Consider the following 20,764-nt stretch of genomic DNA (forward strand, 5'->3'; position numbering starts at 1 on the left):
CAAATGGCTGGATTTTTTTTATTTAGAATAAAGATTGTTGTTCTTCTTTTTGATTGGGTATTTTTAAATTCACTCCTAACCTATTATTTAGATTTCTAATGAAATATGCTGCTAATAAAGGGGATTCAACTTCTAAATTTTGATGCACAAAAAAATGAATATTACGCAAACCTAAATTGACCCATTCTTCTAACCTATTTACCCAATCATCTAAACGTTTGTAATCTGAAGGATGATTAGCCCCAACATAACGTATAAAAGCTTCATTATTGGTCAATCGCATATGCATCATATCTCTTCTTCCAGCTGTATCAACAATAGTATTTGAAACACCATTTTCTTCTAATAAATGATAGAACTCTTTTGAAATTTCAGGATTAGTGAACCAATCGGTATGCCTACACTCTACAGTTAATGGTATTTCTTTAGGCCAACTTTTCACAAAGTTTTCAACTCTAACAAAATCTTTAGGTGCAAAATTACTATGTAACTGTAGAAAAATGGTTCCTAACTTTTCTTCCAACTTAGTTGCGGCATCTAAATAATAATTAACCAAATCAGTAACTCCATCTAATCGTTTCCAGTGACTGATATCTTTAGTTAATTTTGGAAAAAACTTAAAATTATTAGGAGTTTTATTTTTCCATTTCTCAAATTGCTCTGGAGGAAATTGTCTATAAAATGTAGCATTTAACTCTATAGAATTAAACTGACTAGAATAATATATCAACTCATCTTTTGTTCCTCTCGGATAAAAGCCTTTTAAGTCTGCCCTATTCCATTTTGCACATCCAACATACACAGATAAATCTTTTTCTTTATCGAATCCAGACAATAACCGAATAGTGTCTTGATGTGTATCAGGAAAAGAAAAATCTACAAGTTCTGGCTGTTCTACCTTTCCAAACTTCATGAATTATTTTTTTTATCAATTAAATCCGGTCTAAAATCATTCATAAGTGCTAAATCTTTCATTTTAGCATGTTCAAACCCTTGTTTCCACCAACCAGTCATTTGTTTTTTATCAAAAATTAAAGAATTTGTTGTTAAAACTGTTGGTGTATAATACAAATTCAACTTTACATCTTTATACTTAGCAGATAGTTTTCCTATGGTTACATTGTGCTTTTCTACATGTTCTAACATAAAACCAAAAACATCTAACATAAGTGAAAAAGGATTTTTAGAAGGCATTCTGTTAATTTGATTTACTTCGGTCTCTAATATAATAGCATCGACTTCTTTAGCTCCTCTTAATATAGCTTCTCTAATTGGAACTAAACAACCAAATCCACCATCTGCGTACTGACATGAGTTTTTTTCTAATAAACTCATAAAAGGAACATAATTACAAGAACCCCAAATCCAATCACAAAAATCATCATAAGTACAATCTGAAATAGACTTATACTCTATTTCATTTGCTGTTAAGTTAGATACAGTAACCACAACTTCTTTACTTTGTTCTCGTATTATTTGATACATTTTTGGAGTAATATTAGCTCTAATCAATTTTCTTAGATTCTTACTTTCACCAAAAGTTTTACGTCCGTTTAATAAATTCCAAAAAGTATTACTGTGTCGAATAGAAATAACTTTAACACCGTGTACATTTTTAATCTTAAATGGATTGTTACTAAAAATAGTTCTTTGACTAACATTAGTATACAACATTTTAAGTTCATCAATCATTCCAACTGCCAAATGAGAAACCATCAAACTTCCAGTAGATGTTCCTAGGAATAAATCGTAATCTTTTTGTTTTTCTTTCATTAAAAACTCAACTACTCCACCAGCAAAGGCGCCTTTGCTTCCTCCTCCAGAAATTACTAAAGCTTTTTTGTTATGTTGATCTTCATTCATATTAGATGAACTATTTTACCTATTTTTAATTTTATAAAAATATCAAAAAAATGAAAGGTAAACTTATTATAATTTTCATATCTGTATTATTCACTAGTTGTAAAGAAAAAAACACCTCTCGAAAAATAAGTCGTATTGAAATACAAGAGTTTACTGTAGATAGTACAAGTATTCGATCTTTGATCGCTGTAGATGAACAAAATTTAATTTTTGCTGGTTCGAATGGAATTATTGGAAATTACAACTTAAAAAGTGGCTTATCTAAGCTAAAAATTAAATATAACGATTCAATTATTCCTAATTTTAGAAGTTTAGCTACTAATGGAAAAGCTTATTTCGCTTTAAGTATTGGAAATCCTGCATTGTTATATAAAATTGTGGATGATAAGTATCAAATTGTATATAAAGAAGCACATGAAAAAGTGTTTTACGATAGCATGAAATTCTTCGGGAATGGAAAAGATGGAATAGCAGTTGGTGATCCTACAGAAACATGTCCGTCAGTAATTATAACAAAAGATGGTGGTAATTCTTGGAAAAAAATATCATGTGAAAATTTACCAAAATTTGAATCGGAAGAAGCTTTTTTTGCTGCAAGCAATACAAATATTAAAATTATTGATGATACAGTTTGGATCGTATCCGGTGGAAAAAAAGCTAGAGTTTTAAAATCAGAAGACAGAGGTAAAACTTGGAAAACTTACGATACACCAATCGTACAAGGTGATGGTCCTCAAGGAATTTATTCTGTTGATTTTTACGATAAAAACAATGGTTTTATTATTGGTGGAAATTACGCGAAACCGAACAACAACTGTAACAATAAAGCCATAACAAAAGATGGTGGTAAAACTTGGGAAATCATTGCCGATAATATTAATCCAAACTACAAAAGTTGCATTCAATATGTTCCAAATGGAAAAACCAAAGAAATATTTGCTGTTGGAAAAACTGGAATTTCATACAGTTCAGATGGAGGTAAAAGTTGGGTTCATAATCCTACTAAAGATTTTTACGCTATTCAATTTGTAAATTCTGATACTGCTTGGTTAACTGGAAACAAAAAAATTGGTTTGCTTAAGATTCACTAAATCTTAATTTTATGTTAAAGGAAAATTTGATTTAATATTAATTAAATACTTTTAACGTAAAAATCAATCAATTCATAATGAAAAAATTACCACTACTCCTATTCTTGTGGGTCATTTTCGGATATTCACAAGAATACTTCCCCATAAATACAGGGGTAAAAACTTCCAAAAACACAACAACAGCATTTACAAATGCTACAATTTATGTCACACCCATAAATACTATTAAAAAAGGAACTTTAGTAGTAAAAGACGGAAAAGTCGTTAATGTTGGAAAACGAGTAAATATACCAAATGATGCAACTATCGTGGATTTGAAAGGTAAATTTATTTATCCTTCTTTTATCGATATCTATTCTAGTTTTGGTATAGCTGAGCCAAAAAGAAATAGAAATTTTGGTAGATCACCACAATACGATGCTTCTAGAAAAGGATATTACTGGAACGATCATATTCGTCCTGAAACAAACCCTCATTCAGAATTTAAATTTGATCTAGGAAAAGCTAAAGCTCTAATAAATGCAGGCTTTGGTGTTGTAAATACGCATTCTGAAGATGGAATTATGCAAGGAAATGGACTTTTAGTTTCTTTAAGCCCTAACTCATCTGAAGCATATAGAGTTTTAAATCCTAATACAACACATCATTTATCTTTTTCAAAAAGTAAAAAATCAGCTCAAAGCTATCCTACTTCTAAGATGGGCGCTATGGCATTATTACGTCAAACGTATTTAGATGCAGATTGGTACGCTAAAGGAAATGCAAAAAATAAAGATTTATCATTAGAAGCTTTAAATCAGAAAAAAAACTTACCCCAAATTTTTAATGCAGGGAGTTATTTAGATGTTTTACGAGCAGATAAAATTGGTGATGAATTCGGAATTCAATATACTATTTTAGGTGGTGGTGATGAATTTGAAAGAATTAATGATATTAAAAAAACCAATGCAACACTTATTATTCCTATTAACTTCAGGAAAGCTTATGATGTAAGTAATACCTTTTTAGCAGATGTCATTTCTTTACGTGATATGCGTAAATGGAATCAAGAACCAAGCAATTTAGCTGTTTTAGCCAAAAATGGAGTTCCATTCGCACTTACAACACATAAATTAAAATCTCCTAAAGCCTTTAGAGCGAATTTAATGAAAGCCATAAAGTACGGTTTTGATAAAACTAAAGCTTTAGAAGCTTTAACAACAATTCCTGCTCAAATTTTACAAGAAACCAAAGTAGGAAACTTAAATACTGGTAGTTTTGCTAATTTTTTAATCACTTCAGGCGATATTTTTGATGTAAAAACAACAGTTTATGAAAACTGGACTTTAGGTCATAAAAATGTAATTAACGATATGGGAATTACAGATGTTACCGGAAACTATTCTTTAACTTCTAATGGAAAGAATTATGAGTTATTGATTTCTGGAAAAGGAAAAAAGCAAAAAGAAGAAGTTAAAAAAGGAAATAAGAAATTAAAATCAAACTTTGTTTTTAAAGACAATTGGATTCAATTATCTATTAATGACGAAAATAAATTTTTACGTTTAGTAGGTAAAATAGATCCTAATAAAGATTCTTTTAATGGAACAGGAGAAGATAACTCTGGTAATGCTGTAACATGGATAGCTACAAAGAAGGAGACTAAATCAGAAAAAAAGAAAAAAGGAAAAAAATCTGATAAAAAAACTCCAGAAGTTGTTGCGGTTAGTTATCCTAATGTTGGTTTAGGAAACTCAGTAAAACCTAGTCAACAAACTATTTTAATTAAAAATGCTACAGTTTGGACTAGTGAAAACGATCAGGTTTTAAATAAGACTGATATATTAATTAAAGGAGGAAAAATTTCTCAAATTGGTAAAAATTTATCTGCACGTGGTGCAAAAACTATCGATGGAACTGGAAAGTTTGTAACTGCTGGAATTATTGATGAGCACTCGCATATTGCTACATCTGCAGTAAATGAAGCTGGACATAACTCTACTGCAGAAGTTACCATTGAAGATGTTGTTGATCCTGATGATATTAATATCTATAGAAATTTAGCTGGTGGTGTTACTTCCATTCAAATTTTACATGGTTCTGCTAATCCAATTGGAGGACGTTCTGCAATCATCAAATTAAAATGGGGTGAAAATGCCAAAAATATGATTTATAAAAACTCTCCGAAGTTTATCAAATTTGCTTTGGGAGAAAATGTAAAACAATCAAATTGGGGAGATACACAAACTATTCGTTTTCCACAAACAAGAATGGGAGTTGAACAAGTTTTTATCGATTATTTCCAACGTGCTAAAGAATACGAAGCTAAAAAGAAAAGCGGACAACCTTATCGTAAAGATATTGAGCTAGAAACTATAGCTGAGATCATTAATAAAGAACGTTTTATTTCTTGTCACTCTTATGTACAGTCAGAAATTAATATGTTAATGAAAGTAGCTGAACAATTCAACTTCAACGTAAATACGTTCACACATATTTTAGAAGGTTATAAAGTTGCAGATAAAATGAAAGAACACGGAGTTGGTGGTTCTACTTTTGCAGATTGGTGGGGTTATAAATATGAAGTTAATGATGCTATTCCTTACAACTCTGCAATAATGCACAGACAAGGTGTTACTGTTGCCATTAATTCAGATGACGCTGAAATGTCAAGAAGACTTAATCAAGAAGCTGCAAAAACTGTAAAATATGGAGGTTTAACAGAACAAGAAGCCTGGAGAACAGTTACTATTAATCCTGCTAAATTATTACACTTAGATGATAGAACAGGAAGTATTAAAGTTGGAAAAGATGCAGATATTGTTGTTTGGAGCCATAATCCGTTATCTATTTATGCTAAACCAGAGCAAACTATTGTAGAAGGTGCTATATATTTTGATATTGATTCAGATAAACAAAAACGTAAAGCTTTAAAAGCTGAGCGAGCTAAATTAATATCTATGATGTTAAAAGAAAAAATAGGTGGAGCGCCAACTCAAACACCTTCTAGAAAACATAAAATTTTATTCCACTGTGATACTGAATAGAAACTTAAATAGTAAAAAAATGAAAAATCAATTTATACTTATTGTATTAAGTTTCTTTATCCTAGGAAATATTAATGCACAACAAACACCAGCATCTAAACAAACAAAAGATTATTCTATAGTAGGTGCGACTGCACATATTGGTAATGGTAAAATTATTGAAAATTCTTTATTAGTTTTCTCTAACGGAAAGCTTACCTATGTAGGAAACAATACTTCTTCCAATCAAAAAGGAGAAATAATTAACGCTAAAGGGAAACATGTATATCCAGGATTTATTGCAGCTAATACTTCTTTAGGTTTAGCTGAAATTGATGCTGTAAGAGCAACTAGAGATTTTGATGAAGTTGGTAACTTCTTACCTCACATTAGAAGTATTATAGCTTACAACGCCGAGAGTAAAGTTGTAGAAACAATGAGACCAAATGGAGTACTAATAGCACAAATTACCCCAAGAGGTGGAACTATATCTGGAACGTCATCTGTGGTTCAATTAGATGCATGGAATTGGGAAGATGCTGTTATCAATTTAGACGATGCTGTTCATATCAATTGGCCATCTACATTTAGCCGCGGCCGTTGGTGGTTAGGTGAAGACGCTAGTTTAAAACCAAATAAAAACTATAGTAAAGCTGTTAATACCATAACTGATTTCTTTACCAAAGCTAAAACTTATCTTTCTGGAAGTAAAACTCCTAAAAATCTTCCATATGAAGCTCTAGAGAAAGTATTTAGTGGTACACAAAAAGTTTTTGTCCATGTAAATGGTGAAAAAGCTATTGTTGATGTAATTAATAACTTTAATAAGTTAAATATCAAAAATATAGTTTTAGTAAAAGCACATGGAGCACATAAAGTTGCTGAACTAATTAAAAATAATAACGTTCCTGTGATACTAGAAAGATCTCATAGATTACCAGATAATGAAGATCAAGATTATGATTTACCATACAGAATGGCTAAAATTTTAACTGATAAAGGAATTTTAGTTGGCTTAGGTATGGAAGGAGAAATGGAACGTATGAGTGCAAGAAATTTACCTTTTTATGCTGGAACTTATGCAGCTTATGGTTTAGACAAAGAAAAAGCAGTACAAATTATTACTAGTAACAATGCAAAAATCTTAGGTATTGATGCTAAAACTGGAACACTAGAAGTTGGTAAAGATGCTACTTTATTTATTTCTGAAGGTGATGCTTTAGATATGAGAACTAATATTATTTCAAATGCTTTTATTCAAGGAAGAAAAATTAGTTTAGAAACTCATCAAACCAAACTTTGGAAACGTTATTCTAATAAATATAAAAATCAATAATTATTATAAAGCTCAGAAATTTCTGAGCTTTATTTTTTTATAACTTTTACATAATATATAATTAATCCTATGCTGAATCTCAGCTTTTATTTTCGTAGGAAATTATTTATTATGAAAAAAACTACACTTACACTCTTTTTTGCATTATTTATTGCATTAACCTCTTTGGCTCAAGCTAAATATCACCGTATAAAAATCTTAGGAACCACTGCTAAATCAGTATGTGATTATTATTCTGGTAATTCAACTATTAGTAGTACAAGAAAAATTAACTTTTACGGATTATCATCTAAATTAAATGTTGGTTCATTATACTACACGAACTCTAAATATTATATCGTTACTCAAGCAACAGATGTTTATGAACAAGATGCAGATGACGATTGGACAGTATCTATTCAACCGACTCCAATTACAAATTACCAATGTAAAAAGTACATTCGAGTTGCTAGATTAGGAAGCACTTACACAGAAGCAAACAGAAACTTTTGTACAAATAGAGTTTTAGAAAATGTAAAAGCTAACTACTATTGGACAGGAACTCTTTCTACAGGAAATGTTTATATCATTGATAATGAATATTACAAAGTAATTAGTATTTCAAATACATCGAATCAAGATGCTGATGAAAACTGGTCTGGAACTCATCATTCTTCTGCTATTAATTTCGCTTGTAAAAGATTTCACAAATTAGGTAGAATAAGTTCTCCTTGTAGTAATTACATTTCTAGAACCTATAAATTAAATTTAGAAAATCTTCCTTCTAAATTAACTGTAGGTAAAAGTTATAGAATTAATGGAACATATTATAAAGTAATTAGCAGTTCAGACTTTCAAGATCAAGATGCCGATGATGATTTGTATGTGAGCAATTTAGTTGGTCCTTATTCTTGTAGAGTTAGCACGAATGATTTAACTACTAATGAAATTACGCATACTCCAATACAAATTGTTGTTTTCGATATGTTAGGAAAAAAAGTAAAAGCGTATGAAGCTACATCTATGGATAAAGTTGATACCAGAGGATTAGGTAAAGGAGTTTATATTTTAAAATCTAAAGCAGGAACTAAAAAAATTCTAATTAAATAGGGAACAAAAAAATATTGTATACAAATAAAAGCTCGGTTAATTCCGAGCTTTTTGTATCCCTTTCCTATTCTATTAATTTTTCCCAATTAATTTAATTACAATATAGTTTAAAGTCTAATCGAAAAAAATAACCATAAATAGGTATTTTTGCCCTAATGAAAAATATATCAAGCTTACAGAATCCATTCATTAAAAACCTATTTAAACTTCAAGAAAAGTCTAGAGAACGAAAAAAACAAGGACTTTTTATTATTGAAGGACAAAGAGAAATTATGTTAGCCTTTAATGGTGGCTATACTATTGAAAACATTCTTATAGCTAAAGATATTTATCAAGAAAAAGAACAACTTGAAGAAGCTTTAAGTGTAATTCCAACCATAGAGATATCAAAAGAAATTTACGACAAATTAGCATATAGAAATTCTACAGAAGGAATTATTGCTGTCGTAAAAACAAAAAATACAACTCTTAAAGATTTAAAATTACCTTCAGAAAACCCTGTAGTTTTAGTAATGGAAGGAATTGAAAAACCTGGAAATGTTGGTGCTATGTTACGTACAGCAGATGCTGCAAATGTTGATGCTGTATTTTTAGCTGATCCTAAAAGTGATTTGTACAATCCTAACATTATTAGATCAAGTGTTGGTTGCGTATTTACAAACACAATTATTACAGATTCTTCAGAGAATATTATTAACTACTTAAAAGAACAAAAAATAAATATTTATAGCGCTACTTTACAAAATTCTAATGTATATCATGCAGAAGATTATACTAAACCTACTGCAATTGTCGTTGGTACTGAAGCAACAGGTTTAACACAAATTTGGAGAGAACAAGCTACGCAAAATATAAATATACCTATGCAAGGCGAAATAGACTCTATGAATGTTTCTGTTGCCTGTGCTATTTTAATTTTTGAAACAAAAAGACAACGTAATTTTTTAAACTAAAAACCAAATGAAAACTACATCCCCTTTATTAACCCTATTAATTGTATTATTTTTTTCATGTTCTTCGGATAATGATAACGGCGGAGAAAATCCAGACACAGGAAATCCTGGAAACCCTGGAAATCAAACTTGTGATGATCCTTCAAGTTTTATTTTTAACGAAAAAGATAATTTTATTCTAGTAGAATTTGAAAACAATGAATTTCCTGCTGAATGGGAATTAAAAACAAGTAATTCTGCTACAGGAAAAGGATATCATGTTTGGGCTGGAAATCAGTCTTTAGGTACACCTGGAAACGGATTAGTAGAATTTAAATTAAACATTAACAATCCTGGTATTTATCGTTTTTTATGGAGTTCTGCTGTAACAACTGGAACAAACGGTTCTGACCACAACGATAGTTGGTTAAAATTTCCTGATGCAGATGATTTCTACGGAGAAAAAGATGGAAGTAAAATATATCCAAAAGGAACAGGAAAAACTCCAAATCCGAATGGTTCTTCAGCAGATGGATGGTTTAAAGTATATAGAAGTGGAAATGATTTAGACTTTAAATGGCAAGCTGCAACATCAGATAACGATGCGCATAAAATTTATGTAGAATTTAAAAATGCTGGTGTATATAAAATGCAAGTTTCTGCAAGATCTTCAGGACATGGAATAGATAAGTTTATGCTGTTCAATGAAGCTAATTACAGTCAGAACGAAGCAACACAAAAAACTACATTTAGTGAAATAACTTGTAACTAAACCTAAAACTAAGTTGACTAAATCGAAATGAAAGAAGACATTAAAAAAATAAAGTTTAATAATGTACAGAAACCTAACTTTCAATTCGATTTAGTTGAACTTAACGAATTACTGACTCGAGATTTAGACCACGATCTTACACAAATACATAGAGTTGAGTTTTATCATATTTTTTTAATTACAGAAGGTACAGGCTCACACACTATAGACTTTTCTGAATATTCTTACCAAAAAGCAACACTTTTAACCTTAAAAAAAGGACAATTACATTGTTTTAATTCCAACACAAAAGCTAACGGATACCTTCTTTTATTTACAGAAAACTTCTTATTAAGCCATTTTAACAAAATAGAAGTTTCTAAATCCATTCAGTTATTTAATAACTTATTATCGATGCCTAAGATCGTTTTAGATCACAAGGATTTTAATGATATTTTAAGTTTAATAGAACGAATAAAATCAGAATATTTCGACACTTACGATGAATTCTCTGTAGGAATAATTCGCAGTGCATTACATATGATTATCACAAAACTATTTAGAATAAAAACCAGAGATAATCAAAAATTACTTCAAAGAAAATACTTTAATGAGTTTATTGAGTTTCAAAAATTAGTTGAAGAAAATTACACTAAAACAAAAAAAGTAATTGACTACGCTAACATGATGAATTGCTCTACAAAAACACTAAATAATATTTGCCATAATATTATTGGTAAATCTGCTAAAGTTGTGATAGATGAATTAATCATCACTCAAATCAAGCGTTTTTTAATAAGTACATCCTTGTCTGTAAAAGAGATTGCTTATAATGTGGGTTTTGATGAACCTTCTAACTTATACAAGTATTTTAAAAAATACACATACATGTCTCCAGAGTCTTTCAGAAAAAACAACTAAACTTAATTTTCTCATTTTTACAGTACAAACAACTTTTTTTACAGGGTTTACACTAGATTAAACCTATAATTTTGAACTCGTTATAAATTATGAATTTAATCTAATGAGAATTAACATCTATTCTACTTTACTAATAGTTACACTAACATTAAGTAATTGTAAAACAACTAATAACGAAGTTAAAACAAAACAAAAACCAATAAAAAAAGAAGTAAAAATGGAATTATCAAACAAAGAAAAAGTTGTAGCACTATTAAACAGCTTTAATACCGGAGACAAAACTCCAATCTCTTACATCAATCCTGAAAAATACATTCAACATAACTTAGCTGTTGGTGATGGTTTAGCTGGTTTTGGAGAAATTATGGAAGCTGCTCCTCCACAAGGTTTTAAAGCTAACGTAGTTAGAGCTTTTGAAGACGGAGATTTTGTTTTTACACATACAGAATATGATTTTTTTGGTCCTAAAGCTGGTTTTGATGTATTCCGTTTTGAAGATGGAAAAATAGTAGAACACTGGGATAATCTTTCTGAAGTAACACCAGCAAATCCTAGTGGTAGAACTCAATTCGACGGAATTACTGAAATTACTGATATAAATAAAACTGAAGCTAATAAAGCTGTAGTTAAGCAATTTGCTGAAGAAGTATTAATGAACGGTAAAATGGATAATTTAACAACATTAATCAATCCTAATAAATACTTACAACACAATTCTCAGGTAGCCGACGGTTTAGATGGCTTAGGAGCCGCATTAAAATATTTTGCAGAAAACGGTTTAGTAATGGAGTACGAAAAAGTTCATAAAGTTTTAGGTGAAGGTAACTTCGTTTTAACTTTAAGTGAAGGTAAATTTGGCAAAGGAAATCATGTAGCTTATTATGATTTATTTAGGTTAGAAAACGGACAAATTGTAGAGCATTGGGATGTGATACAACCTATTCCGGTAAAATCTGAATGGAAAAATGAAAACGGTAAATTTTAATCCCTCTTTTAAATAATGCTTGTTAAGAGAGTCAGTTTATACTGGCTCTCTTTTATTTTAAATCAGTATGAATTACCTCCGATCTCCTAAACATTTTTGTGTAATACAAATCTTTATAGTAACTTCACTTTACAATCTTAATTTGTATAGAAATACCCCTGTAAATGAAGTATACGGCAACTGTAGAGGAAGAAAACAAAGAAATCGCAAACAGATATAAAGATTTACTAAAAGGTACGTATCAAACCTTATCTGAAGATGATAAGAAATTAATACGTAAAGCCTTTGAAGTAGCTGTTGAAGCTCATTCAAGTCAAAGAAGAAAATCTGGTGAGCCTTATATCTTCCATCCTATTGCAGTCGCAAAAATTGTAGCTTATGAAATTGGTCTTGGAGCAACTTCAATTGCCGCTGCCCTACTTCACGATGTTGTTGAAGACACACATTACACAGTTGAAGATATGGAGCAACTTTTTGGTGAAACTGTAGCTCGTATCGTTAGTGGTTTAACCAAAATTTCTCGCTTAAAACAAGATCAAGATTACTCTATACAGGCAGAAAACTTCAGAAAAATGCTATTAACATTACATGACGATGTTCGTGTAATTTTAATAAAAATTGCCGATCGTTTGCACAATATGCAAACTATGGATGCAATGCCACCACACAAACAAGTTAAAATAGCTTCTGAAACATTATACATTTATGCTCCACTTGCACACAGATTAGGGTTATATAATATTAAGACAGAACTTGAAGATTTAGGATTAAAATATACTGAACCAGAAGTTTATAGCGATATTTTAATCAAAATAAAAGAGAGTAAAGAAGAGCAACAAAAATATATAGATCTTTTCAACTCTAAAATTAGAGAAGCCTTAGACAAAGAAGGATTTAAATATGAAATAAAAGGTAGATTTAAATCGATATTCTCTATCAGAAGGAAAATGCGTAAGCAAAATGTTTCTTTCGACGAAGTGTACGATAAATTTGCTATTCGAATCATTTACACTCCTACTTCTGATGATGAAAAATTCGATGCTTGGAAAATTTACTCTATTGTAACCGACTTTTATAAACCAAATCCTGCTCGTTTACGAGATTGGATTTCTCAACCTAAATCAACGGGTTATGAAGCGTTACATATCACTGTAGTTGGACCAGAAGCTAAATGGGTAGAAGTTCAAATTCGTTCTCAACGAATGGATGAAATTGCTGAAAAAGGTTACGCAGCCCATTTTAAATATAAACAAGGAAATGTTCGTGAAAATGGTTTAGAAGGTTGGTTAAATAAACTTAAAGAAACCTTAGAAAACAATACGTTAAATGCTGTAGATTTTGTAGAAGATTTTAAACTTAATTTATATGCTAAAGAGATTTATGTTTTTACTCCTAAAGGAGATTTAAAATCTTTACCAAAAGGAGCTTCTGCTTTAGATTTTGCATTTGCTATTCATACTGATGTCGGATTAAAATGTAGAGGTGCAAAAGTAAACGGAAAGCTTGTTCCATTAAGTCATGAATTAAAAAGTGGTGATCAAGTTGATATTCTAACTTCTGCTACAAACAAACCTAACTCTCGTTGGTTAGATTTTGTAATGACAGCTAGAGCTAGAACAAAAATAAAATCTGCTCTTAAAGCCGATGAAAAGAAAATTGCTGAAGAAGGAAAAGCAATTTTAATGAGAAAATTAAGACACTTAAAAATTAACTACGACGAAAAGTTAGTACATGAAATAGCAAGCTTCTTTAATTTGCAAACTAGTTTCGATTTATTCTTTAGAATTGGAAACGGGGCTATCGACAATACTCAGCTTAAAGAGTTTGTTGCACAACGTTCTAGTCCAATTATGAGTTTTTTAAAGAATCCTTTCAAAAGAAATGCTCATAAAAATGTTACTGATAATGAAGAAGTAACAGACAAATACGACGCTTTAGTTTTTGGTCAGGATGAAGAAAAACTAGAATATTCACTTTCTGTTTGTTGTAAACCAATTCCTGGAGATGCCGTTTTTGGTTTTGTAACCATTAATGATGGAATTAAGGTTCATAAAAACAATTGTCCAAATGCCATTTCTTTACAATCCAATTTTGCGTATAGAATCATTAAAGCAAAATGGATAGATTCTACAAAACAAGAATTTTCTGCTATTTTAAAAATTAGTGGTGTTGATAATAAAGGAATTGTAAACAATATTACTCGAATTATTTCCAACAATATGAATGTTTACATAAATAGTATTAACATCTCTGGAAATGCTGGAATTTTTGAAGGTAAAATATCACTTACTGTAAAGAATAGAAACCAGTTAACTAAGCTGATTAACAACATTAAAAAAGTAGATGGAGTTCAAAAAGTAACTCGTGTTAATACTTTGTAAATATTATTCCTTACATCATTACTTTTTATATCAAGAAATAAACGTAAATTTGTCTTTTGGTAAAATTCTAGATATATGAGTAGCACGGCTGAAAATCAAGAAATCGTAAAAAAAGTTTTCACTTCTTTCTTAGAGGAAAACAAGCACCGTAAGACACCTGAACGTTACGCTATTTTACAAGAAATTTATGATGCCGACGAACATTTTGATATCGAATCTTTATATATCAAAATGAAAAATAAAAACTATCGTGTTAGTAGAGCAACACTTTATAACACAATGGATTTACTTTTAGATTGTGGTTTAGTTCGTAAACACCAATTTGACGGACAATCTATGGCACGATATGAAAAAAGTTACTTCGATAAAAATCACGATCACGTTATTTTAACTGATACAGGAGAAGTAAAAGAATTTTGTGATCCAAGAATTCAAATTATCAAACAAACAATTGAAGAGGTTTTCGATATAGATATCCATAACCATTCTTTATACTTCTACGGAACTAAGAAAAAACCGAATTAAACTTTAAATACACATAACACAACACACTAATATAATGGCAGTAGATTTATTACTAGGCTTGCAATGGGGAGATGAAGGTAAAGGTAAAATCGTTGACGTTCTTACTCAAAATTACGATATCATCGCTCGTTTTCAAGGTGGCCCTAACGCTGGTCATACTCTAGTTTTCGACGGAAATAAGTATGTTTTACATACTATTCCTTCAGGTATATTCCACAAAACAGCTTTAAATGTAGTTGGTAATGGAGTTGTTATCGATCCTGTAATTTTTAAAAAGGAATTAGAAAATTTAGATCAACATAATATCGATTATGCTGGTAAACTTTTAATTTCTAGAAAAGCACATTTAATTTTACCTACACATAGATTATTAGACGCAGCTTCTGAAACTTCTAAAGGAAAAGCTAAGATTGGTTCTACTTTAAAAGGAATTGGACCAACTTACATGGACAAAACAGGAAGAAATGGAATGCGTGTAGGTGATTTAGAATTAGATAACTGGAAAGAAAAATATAAAGCATTAACAGAAAAGCATATTAAAATGCTAAACTTCTTTGATGTTGATATTCAGTATGATCTTGATGAATTAGAGCAAGAGTTCTGTGATGGAATTGACAAATTAAAATCATTACAATTTATCGATTCAGAAGCGTTTTTAAACAACGCAATGAAAGAAGGTAAAAAAATTCTAGCAGAAGGTGCTCAAGGATCTTTATTAGATATTGATTTTGGAACATATCCGTTTGTAACTTCAAGTAATACCACAGCTGCTGGTGCTTGTACTGGTTTAGGTGTTGCTCCAAACAGAATAAAAGAAGTTTTCGGAATTTTTAAAGCATACACTACTAGAGTTGGTTCTGGACCATTCCCTACTGAATTATTTGACGAAGTTGGAGAAACAATGGGAAGAGTTGGACACGAATTTGGTGCTACAACTGGTAGACCAAGACGTTGTGGTTGGTTAGATTTAGTAGCCTTAAAATATGCTGTTGAAGTAAATGGAGTTACACAATTAATGATGATGAAAGGTGATGTACTTTCTGGTTTCGATACTTTAAAAGTATGTACTGCTTACAAATATAAGGGAGAAGAAATTACACATTTACCATATAATATTGAACCTGAAAATGTATCCCCAATTTACTCTGAATTTAAAGGTTGGGAAGCTGATTTAACTGGAATGACAGATGAAAAGTCTATGCCAGAAAACTTAGTTAATTACATCGACTTTATTGAAAAAGAAACTGGTGTACCGATTAAAATTGTATCAGTTGGTCCAGATAGAAAACAAACTATCGTAAGATAATTCATAAAAAAGAGTTCTTTTCAGAACTCTTTTTTTATTTAGCTATTAAAGTTTCAGTAGCGTAACTTTCGCATTGTTGTAATGTTTCTAAAACATCATCTAAAGTAGTTCTTGGATTAATTAAACACATTCTTAAAACCACTTGTTTATTCAAAACTGTAGTCACAAAAACTGCTTCTCTAGAATCCATTACTTTTTTAGAAATTTCTTGATTAATTTTATCTATTTCTTCTTCAGAATACTGTTTATCAATCGGATTATATCTAAAATTAACTACAGCTAAAGTAGCAGGAGAAACTACTTCCCATACCCTACTCTTTCGTAAATAATCTTCAACCTGTTCTGTTAAATCAATATTATACGTAATTGCCTTTCTAAAAGCTTCTAAACCATAAGTTTTAATAGACATATAAAATTTTAATGCACGTAAACGTCTTGTTAACTGTACTCCATAATCATAGAAATTAATTTCAGATTCATTTCCTTCTATATCTCTTAAATACTCAGGTTTTTCACTAAATGTACTACTTAACCAAGAAGCATCTTTCACTAATAAACACCCAATTTCATAAGGTTGAAAAAACCATTTATGTGGATCTACGGTAAGTGAATCTGCTCTTTCAATTCCTCTTAACATTCGCTTTCCTTTTTTAGATAAAATAGCTGCTCCTCCATAGGCTCCATCAATGTGCATCCAAATATCTTCAGCTTCACATATATCTGCAATTTCATCTAAAGGATCTACAGTTCCTGTATTTGTAGTTCCTGCATTAGCAATAAAACAAAAAGGTTGTAAACCTTCTAATTTATCTTTAGCAATAGCATTTTTCAATTTGTTTACGCCTAACCTAAATTCAAAATCAGTAGGAATAATACGAATTTGTTCTTTTTTAAATCCTAATACTCGAATTGCTTTAATATTTGAAGAATGCGCTTGATCTGAAAGGTAAATTACTGCTTTAGAGAAATCATCTCCACACTTTCGTCTTCTAGCAGTTACTAATGCAGTTAAATTCGCCATAGAACCACCACTAGTAAAAATTCCTCCACCTTTTTTTACAGGAAAATCGTACATTTTTAACAACCAGTTAATCGTTACAATTTCTAACTCTGCAGCTGCAGAAGAAACCAACCATCCACCAGAAAAAATATTAAATCCTGTTGCTAAAGAATCTGACATTGTACTGATAAAGTTGCTTGGTCCAGGTACAAACGAATAAAATTTAGGATGTGACGCTATTGTACTATTGGGTACAACATTTTGCATCACAAAATCTAATATTTCATTTGCATCTGTAGGTTGCTCTGGAGCTTCTTGTAAAAATATAGCATCTAGTTCTTTACGAGTTTTAAATTCTGGAACTGGTTTCTTTTGATTCATACTGTCCCAATGTTCCGCTATTAAATCTACTATTTTATATCCATAAGACTTCATCTCTTCTAAAGATAGATCGAAGTAATTTTCCATGTTTGCTGTTAAATTTGTTGCAAAATTATGCTTCTTTTAACGAATAGAAATAGGAATTCAAACTAATTTTATAACATCATTTAGAAATTTGGCATGTTCTTTTCTTTATTTTTGTGCATTAAATTGAAAAATTTTGAAGAGAATACTTCTTTTTATCTTAATAATAACTTCATTACAAATTTGCTCTCAAAACAAGAGAATAAAGATTCTATCATCTAAAATTTCAACTTTTGATGAAAAAAGATGGCCTGGAGCAACTATATTAATTGGAGATGTTAAAGTAGCTCATGAAGGAGCAACATTAGATTGTAAAAGAGCTCTTTTATACAGAGAGCAAAATATTTTTAAAGCTATTGGTGAAGTAGTTATTGAACAAGGTGACAGTATTATTCAATACTCTGACTTTGCGAATTACGATGCCAATACCAAAATTGCAAAATCATGGGGTAATGTAGAAGTTAACGACAAAGAAATGAAGTTAACCACAGATACTTTATATTTCGATAGAACAGAACAAAAATTATTTTATCCTGCAAAAGGAACCATTCGAGATAAAAAGAATACCTTAAAAAGTATTCGAGGAACTTATTATTTAGAAGACAAAAAATTTACTGCAAAAACTCGTGTAAATGTAGTTAATCCTGATAATGAGTTAAACTCAGATCATTTAGATTATTACACAAATACTAATTTGGCTTATGTTTACGGACCTTCAACAATTTTTAACTTTAAAGATAGTACAAAGGTTTATGCTGAACGAGGTTTTTTTGATACCAATACAGATATTTCATACTTTGTAAAAAACGCAAAGTTATATTTAAAAGATAGAACTGTAGCTGCCGATAGTTTATATTACGATAAAAGAAAAGGATTTGCTTCTGCAAACAATAAAATTAAAGTGATCGATACTGTTCAAAAAATGGTCATTAAAGGAAATTATGCCGAGATTTTTGAACTAAAAGATTCTATGTTTATTGTAAAGAAACCTGTTGCTATTTCCATTATGGAAAAGGATTCTCTTTACATTCATGGTGACACTATTTTAGTTACTGGAAAGAAAGACAATAGAATTGTGAGAACTTACCATCATGTAAAAATTTTCAAATCGAATTTGCAAGGTAAATGTGATTCTATTCATACGAACCAAGCTATAGGTTTAACCCGAATGTTTAAAAACCCTGTTTTATGGTCTGGTAAAAGTCAAATTACAGGTGATAGTATTCAATTTACAACTCATAAAGAAACGAATAAATTAGATTCGCTGCGTGTGTTAAGAAATGCATTTGTTATAGAAAATGACTCTTTAGACCCTAAGAATTTCAATCAAATTAAGGGTCGAGATATCTTTGGGAAATTTGAAAATAATGATCTAAGAGTTCTTTTAGTAAAAGGAAATGCTGAATCTTTATATTATAATAGAAACGAAGAAACATTCAAATTAGAAACCATTACTAAAGAAATTGCTAGTGACATCGAGTTTTTGTTAGAAAATAATGAAGTTATTCAAACAAAATACTTTAAAAAATCTGAAGGAAAAACATATCCTCCACCAGATTTCCCTAGTGATAAAGCTAAATTTGCTGGCTTTATTTGGAGAGAAGATGAACAACCTAAAGTAATGGAAGATATTTTTAAAAGAGATACTCCAAAAGTCAAAACTGAAACTAAAGTAAATTCTGCTGTTCAAAAAGCAAAAGATCAACTTATAAAAGAGAACAAAAAACGCGAACTACAACAATTAAAGGAAGAAGAGGAATGAAAAATGATTTCTTAAAATATCAGGGACAAACTACTCCTCATCCTTTAAGTATTGAAATATCTCATGCATCTGGAAGCTATATATACAGTAATGATGATAAAGCATATTTAGATTTTGTTGCCGGTGTTTCTGCAAATAGTCTTGGACACAACAATACAATTGTAAATAATGCCATAAAAGAACAGATAGATCAATACACACATGTTATGGTCTATGGAGAGTTTATTCAAAAACCTCAATTAGAACTTTGTAAAGCTTTAGCCAGTACATTACCCGAAAGCTTATCGTGTGTATATTTGGTAAATTCTGGTACAGAAGCAACAGAAGGTGCTTTAAAATTAGCTAAACGTTTTACAGGTAGAACAGAAGTTATAGCTGCAAATAATGCTTACCACGGAAATACTGCTGGAGCAATGAGTGTTTGTGGTGCAGAAGAGCAAAATAGAGCTTTTAGACCATTAGTTCCTGGGAGTAAGTTTATACAGTTTAACAATGAAAATGATCTAAATAAAATTACTAGTAAAACTGCTGGTGTAATTTTAGAAACTATTCAAGGTGGCGCTGGTTTTGTTGTTCCAAAAAACAACTTCTTAACTAAGGTAAAAAAGCATTGTGAAGAAGTTGGAGCTCTGCTAATTCTTGATGAAATACAAACTGGAGTTGGAAGAACTGGTAAATTTTGGGGTTTTGAAAACTTCAATGTTATTCCAGATATTATAATTACCGGAAAAGGTCTTGGTGGAGGAATGCCAATTGGTGCATTTATTTCTTCTAAAAAGATTATGGATTCCTTAAAAGACAATCCAAAATTAGGTCATATAACCACTTTTGGTGGACATCCTGTTATTGCTGCAGCCGGATTGGCAACTGTAAATGAAATTCATGCTAAAGTTTTAACTAAAGAAGCACTTAGAAAAGAACAATTGTTCCGTAAACATTTACAACATTCTTTAATAAAAGAAATTAGAGGTAAAGGCTTAATGTTAGCTTTAATTGTTGAATCACCTGAAATCGCAAATACCATAGTTTTAAATGCTTTAGAAAACGGTTTAATTTTATTTTGGTTGTTATATGAAAAAAGAGCTGTAAGAATCACTCCTCCGCTAACTATTTCAGACGAAGAGATAATAAAGGGTTGTAAAATTTTAACAGATATTTTAGACAATATAAAAAAGTCCCCTGCGTTTTATTAATACTTTATAGTTGATTGGGGATTTTATTAACTATTGAAATCGGTTTAAGATATTTTTCTTGGCCGATTTTTTATTACATATAATTCAACATTCATGATTCAATTTCATGCTCTTATGGAAAATAATTAAAAGTTAGTTCACTTCGTTTTTATTTTAGTC

General features: G+C 30.3%; 16 protein-coding genes. 13 read left to right on the plus strand and 3 right to left on the minus strand.

Annotated elements, in window-relative coordinates; translation table 11 throughout:
* Positions 1-22: 22 nt before the first annotated feature.
* Together AQ1685_RS11450 and AQ1685_RS11455 are read right to left on the minus strand one after the other, a co-directional pair.
* Complete coding sequence (locus AQ1685_RS11450; RefSeq protein WP_095072267.1) at positions 23-913, minus strand: DUF72 domain-containing protein; 891 nt, start codon at positions 911-913, stop codon at positions 23-25.
* Positions 910-1,863 carry a patatin-like phospholipase family protein gene (locus AQ1685_RS11455; RefSeq protein WP_095072269.1) on the minus strand — a complete coding sequence of 318 codons (954 nt, stop codon included), beginning with the start codon at positions 1,861-1,863 and terminating at the stop codon, positions 910-912. The genes AQ1685_RS11450 and AQ1685_RS11455 overlap by 4 nt, the downstream gene beginning before the upstream one ends.
* 50 nt (positions 1,864-1,913) lie before the next feature.
* On the opposite strand from AQ1685_RS11455, the gene AQ1685_RS11460 reads away from it, so the two are divergent.
* The 11 genes from AQ1685_RS11460 to AQ1685_RS11510 all read left to right on the plus strand — a co-directional run bounded on the left by AQ1685_RS11460 (position 1,914) and on the right by AQ1685_RS11510 (position 16,185).
* Positions 1,914-2,954 carry a WD40/YVTN/BNR-like repeat-containing protein gene (locus AQ1685_RS11460; protein WP_095072271.1) on the plus strand — a complete coding sequence of 347 codons (1,041 nt, stop codon included), beginning with the start codon at positions 1,914-1,916 and terminating at the stop codon, positions 2,952-2,954.
* A gap of 77 nt (positions 2,955-3,031) precedes the next feature.
* A complete protein-coding gene (locus AQ1685_RS11465; protein WP_095072273.1) occupies positions 3,032-5,980 on the plus strand; it encodes an amidohydrolase family protein in 2,949 nt (982 codons plus the stop codon).
* Between the two features lie 19 nt (positions 5,981-5,999).
* Entirely contained in the window at positions 6,000-7,295 is a 1,296-nt protein-coding gene (locus tag AQ1685_RS11470; protein ID WP_095075062.1) for an amidohydrolase family protein, read from the plus strand.
* Between the two features lie 111 nt (positions 7,296-7,406).
* Positions 7,407-8,384, plus strand: coding sequence for a T9SS type A sorting domain-containing protein (locus AQ1685_RS11475; protein WP_157730193.1), 978 nt, complete (start codon positions 7,407-7,409; stop codon positions 8,382-8,384).
* A 155-nt stretch (positions 8,385-8,539) separates the two neighbouring features.
* Complete coding sequence (locus AQ1685_RS11480) at positions 8,540-9,337, plus strand: TrmH family RNA methyltransferase (RefSeq protein ID WP_095072277.1); 798 nt, start codon at positions 8,540-8,542, stop codon at positions 9,335-9,337.
* A gap of 7 nt (positions 9,338-9,344) precedes the next feature.
* Positions 9,345-10,088, plus strand: a complete 744-nt coding sequence (locus AQ1685_RS11485; RefSeq protein WP_095072278.1) for a hypothetical protein — start codon at positions 9,345-9,347, stop codon at positions 10,086-10,088.
* A gap of 27 nt (positions 10,089-10,115) precedes the next feature.
* Positions 10,116-10,988 carry an AraC family transcriptional regulator gene (locus tag AQ1685_RS11490; RefSeq protein ID WP_095072280.1) on the plus strand — a complete coding sequence of 291 codons (873 nt, stop codon included), beginning with the start codon at positions 10,116-10,118 and terminating at the stop codon, positions 10,986-10,988.
* A 103-nt stretch (positions 10,989-11,091) separates the two neighbouring features.
* Positions 11,092-11,973, plus strand: a complete 882-nt coding sequence (locus AQ1685_RS11495; protein ID WP_095072282.1) for a nuclear transport factor 2 family protein — start codon at positions 11,092-11,094, stop codon at positions 11,971-11,973.
* Positions 11,974-12,137: 164 nt separating this feature from the next.
* Positions 12,138-14,354 (plus strand): RelA/SpoT family protein, encoded by a 2,217-nt coding sequence (locus AQ1685_RS11500; RefSeq protein WP_095072284.1) that lies wholly within the window; start codon positions 12,138-12,140, stop codon positions 14,352-14,354.
* A 75-nt stretch (positions 14,355-14,429) separates the two neighbouring features.
* Positions 14,430-14,879, plus strand: a complete 450-nt coding sequence (locus AQ1685_RS11505) for a Fur family transcriptional regulator (protein ID WP_095072286.1) — start codon at positions 14,430-14,432, stop codon at positions 14,877-14,879.
* A gap of 34 nt (positions 14,880-14,913) precedes the next feature.
* Positions 14,914-16,185 carry an adenylosuccinate synthase gene (locus AQ1685_RS11510; RefSeq protein ID WP_095072288.1) on the plus strand — a complete coding sequence of 424 codons (1,272 nt, stop codon included), beginning with the start codon at positions 14,914-14,916 and terminating at the stop codon, positions 16,183-16,185.
* Between the two features lie 34 nt (positions 16,186-16,219).
* Here the strand turns inward: AQ1685_RS11510 and AQ1685_RS11515 are convergent, their stop codons facing one another.
* Entirely contained in the window at positions 16,220-17,653 is a 1,434-nt protein-coding gene (locus tag AQ1685_RS11515; RefSeq protein WP_095072289.1) for a pyridoxal phosphate-dependent decarboxylase family protein, read from the minus strand.
* A gap of 133 nt (positions 17,654-17,786) precedes the next feature.
* Here AQ1685_RS11515 and AQ1685_RS11520 point away from each other — a divergent pair, with 133 nt between their 5' ends.
* Positions 17,787-19,412: an OstA-like protein gene (locus AQ1685_RS11520; RefSeq protein ID WP_095072290.1), complete on the plus strand. Its 1,626-nt coding sequence runs from the start codon at positions 17,787-17,789 to the stop codon at positions 19,410-19,412.
* Positions 19,409-20,605 carry an aspartate aminotransferase family protein gene (locus AQ1685_RS11525; protein ID WP_095072291.1) on the plus strand — a complete coding sequence of 399 codons (1,197 nt, stop codon included), beginning with the start codon at positions 19,409-19,411 and terminating at the stop codon, positions 20,603-20,605. The genes AQ1685_RS11520 and AQ1685_RS11525 overlap by 4 nt, the downstream gene beginning before the upstream one ends.
* The last annotated feature ends 159 nt before the right edge of the window (positions 20,606-20,764 follow it).

The organism is Tenacibaculum jejuense, assembly GCF_900198195.1.
In the GTDB taxonomy this organism is placed as follows: domain Bacteria; phylum Bacteroidota; class Bacteroidia; order Flavobacteriales; family Flavobacteriaceae; genus Polaribacter; species Polaribacter jejuensis.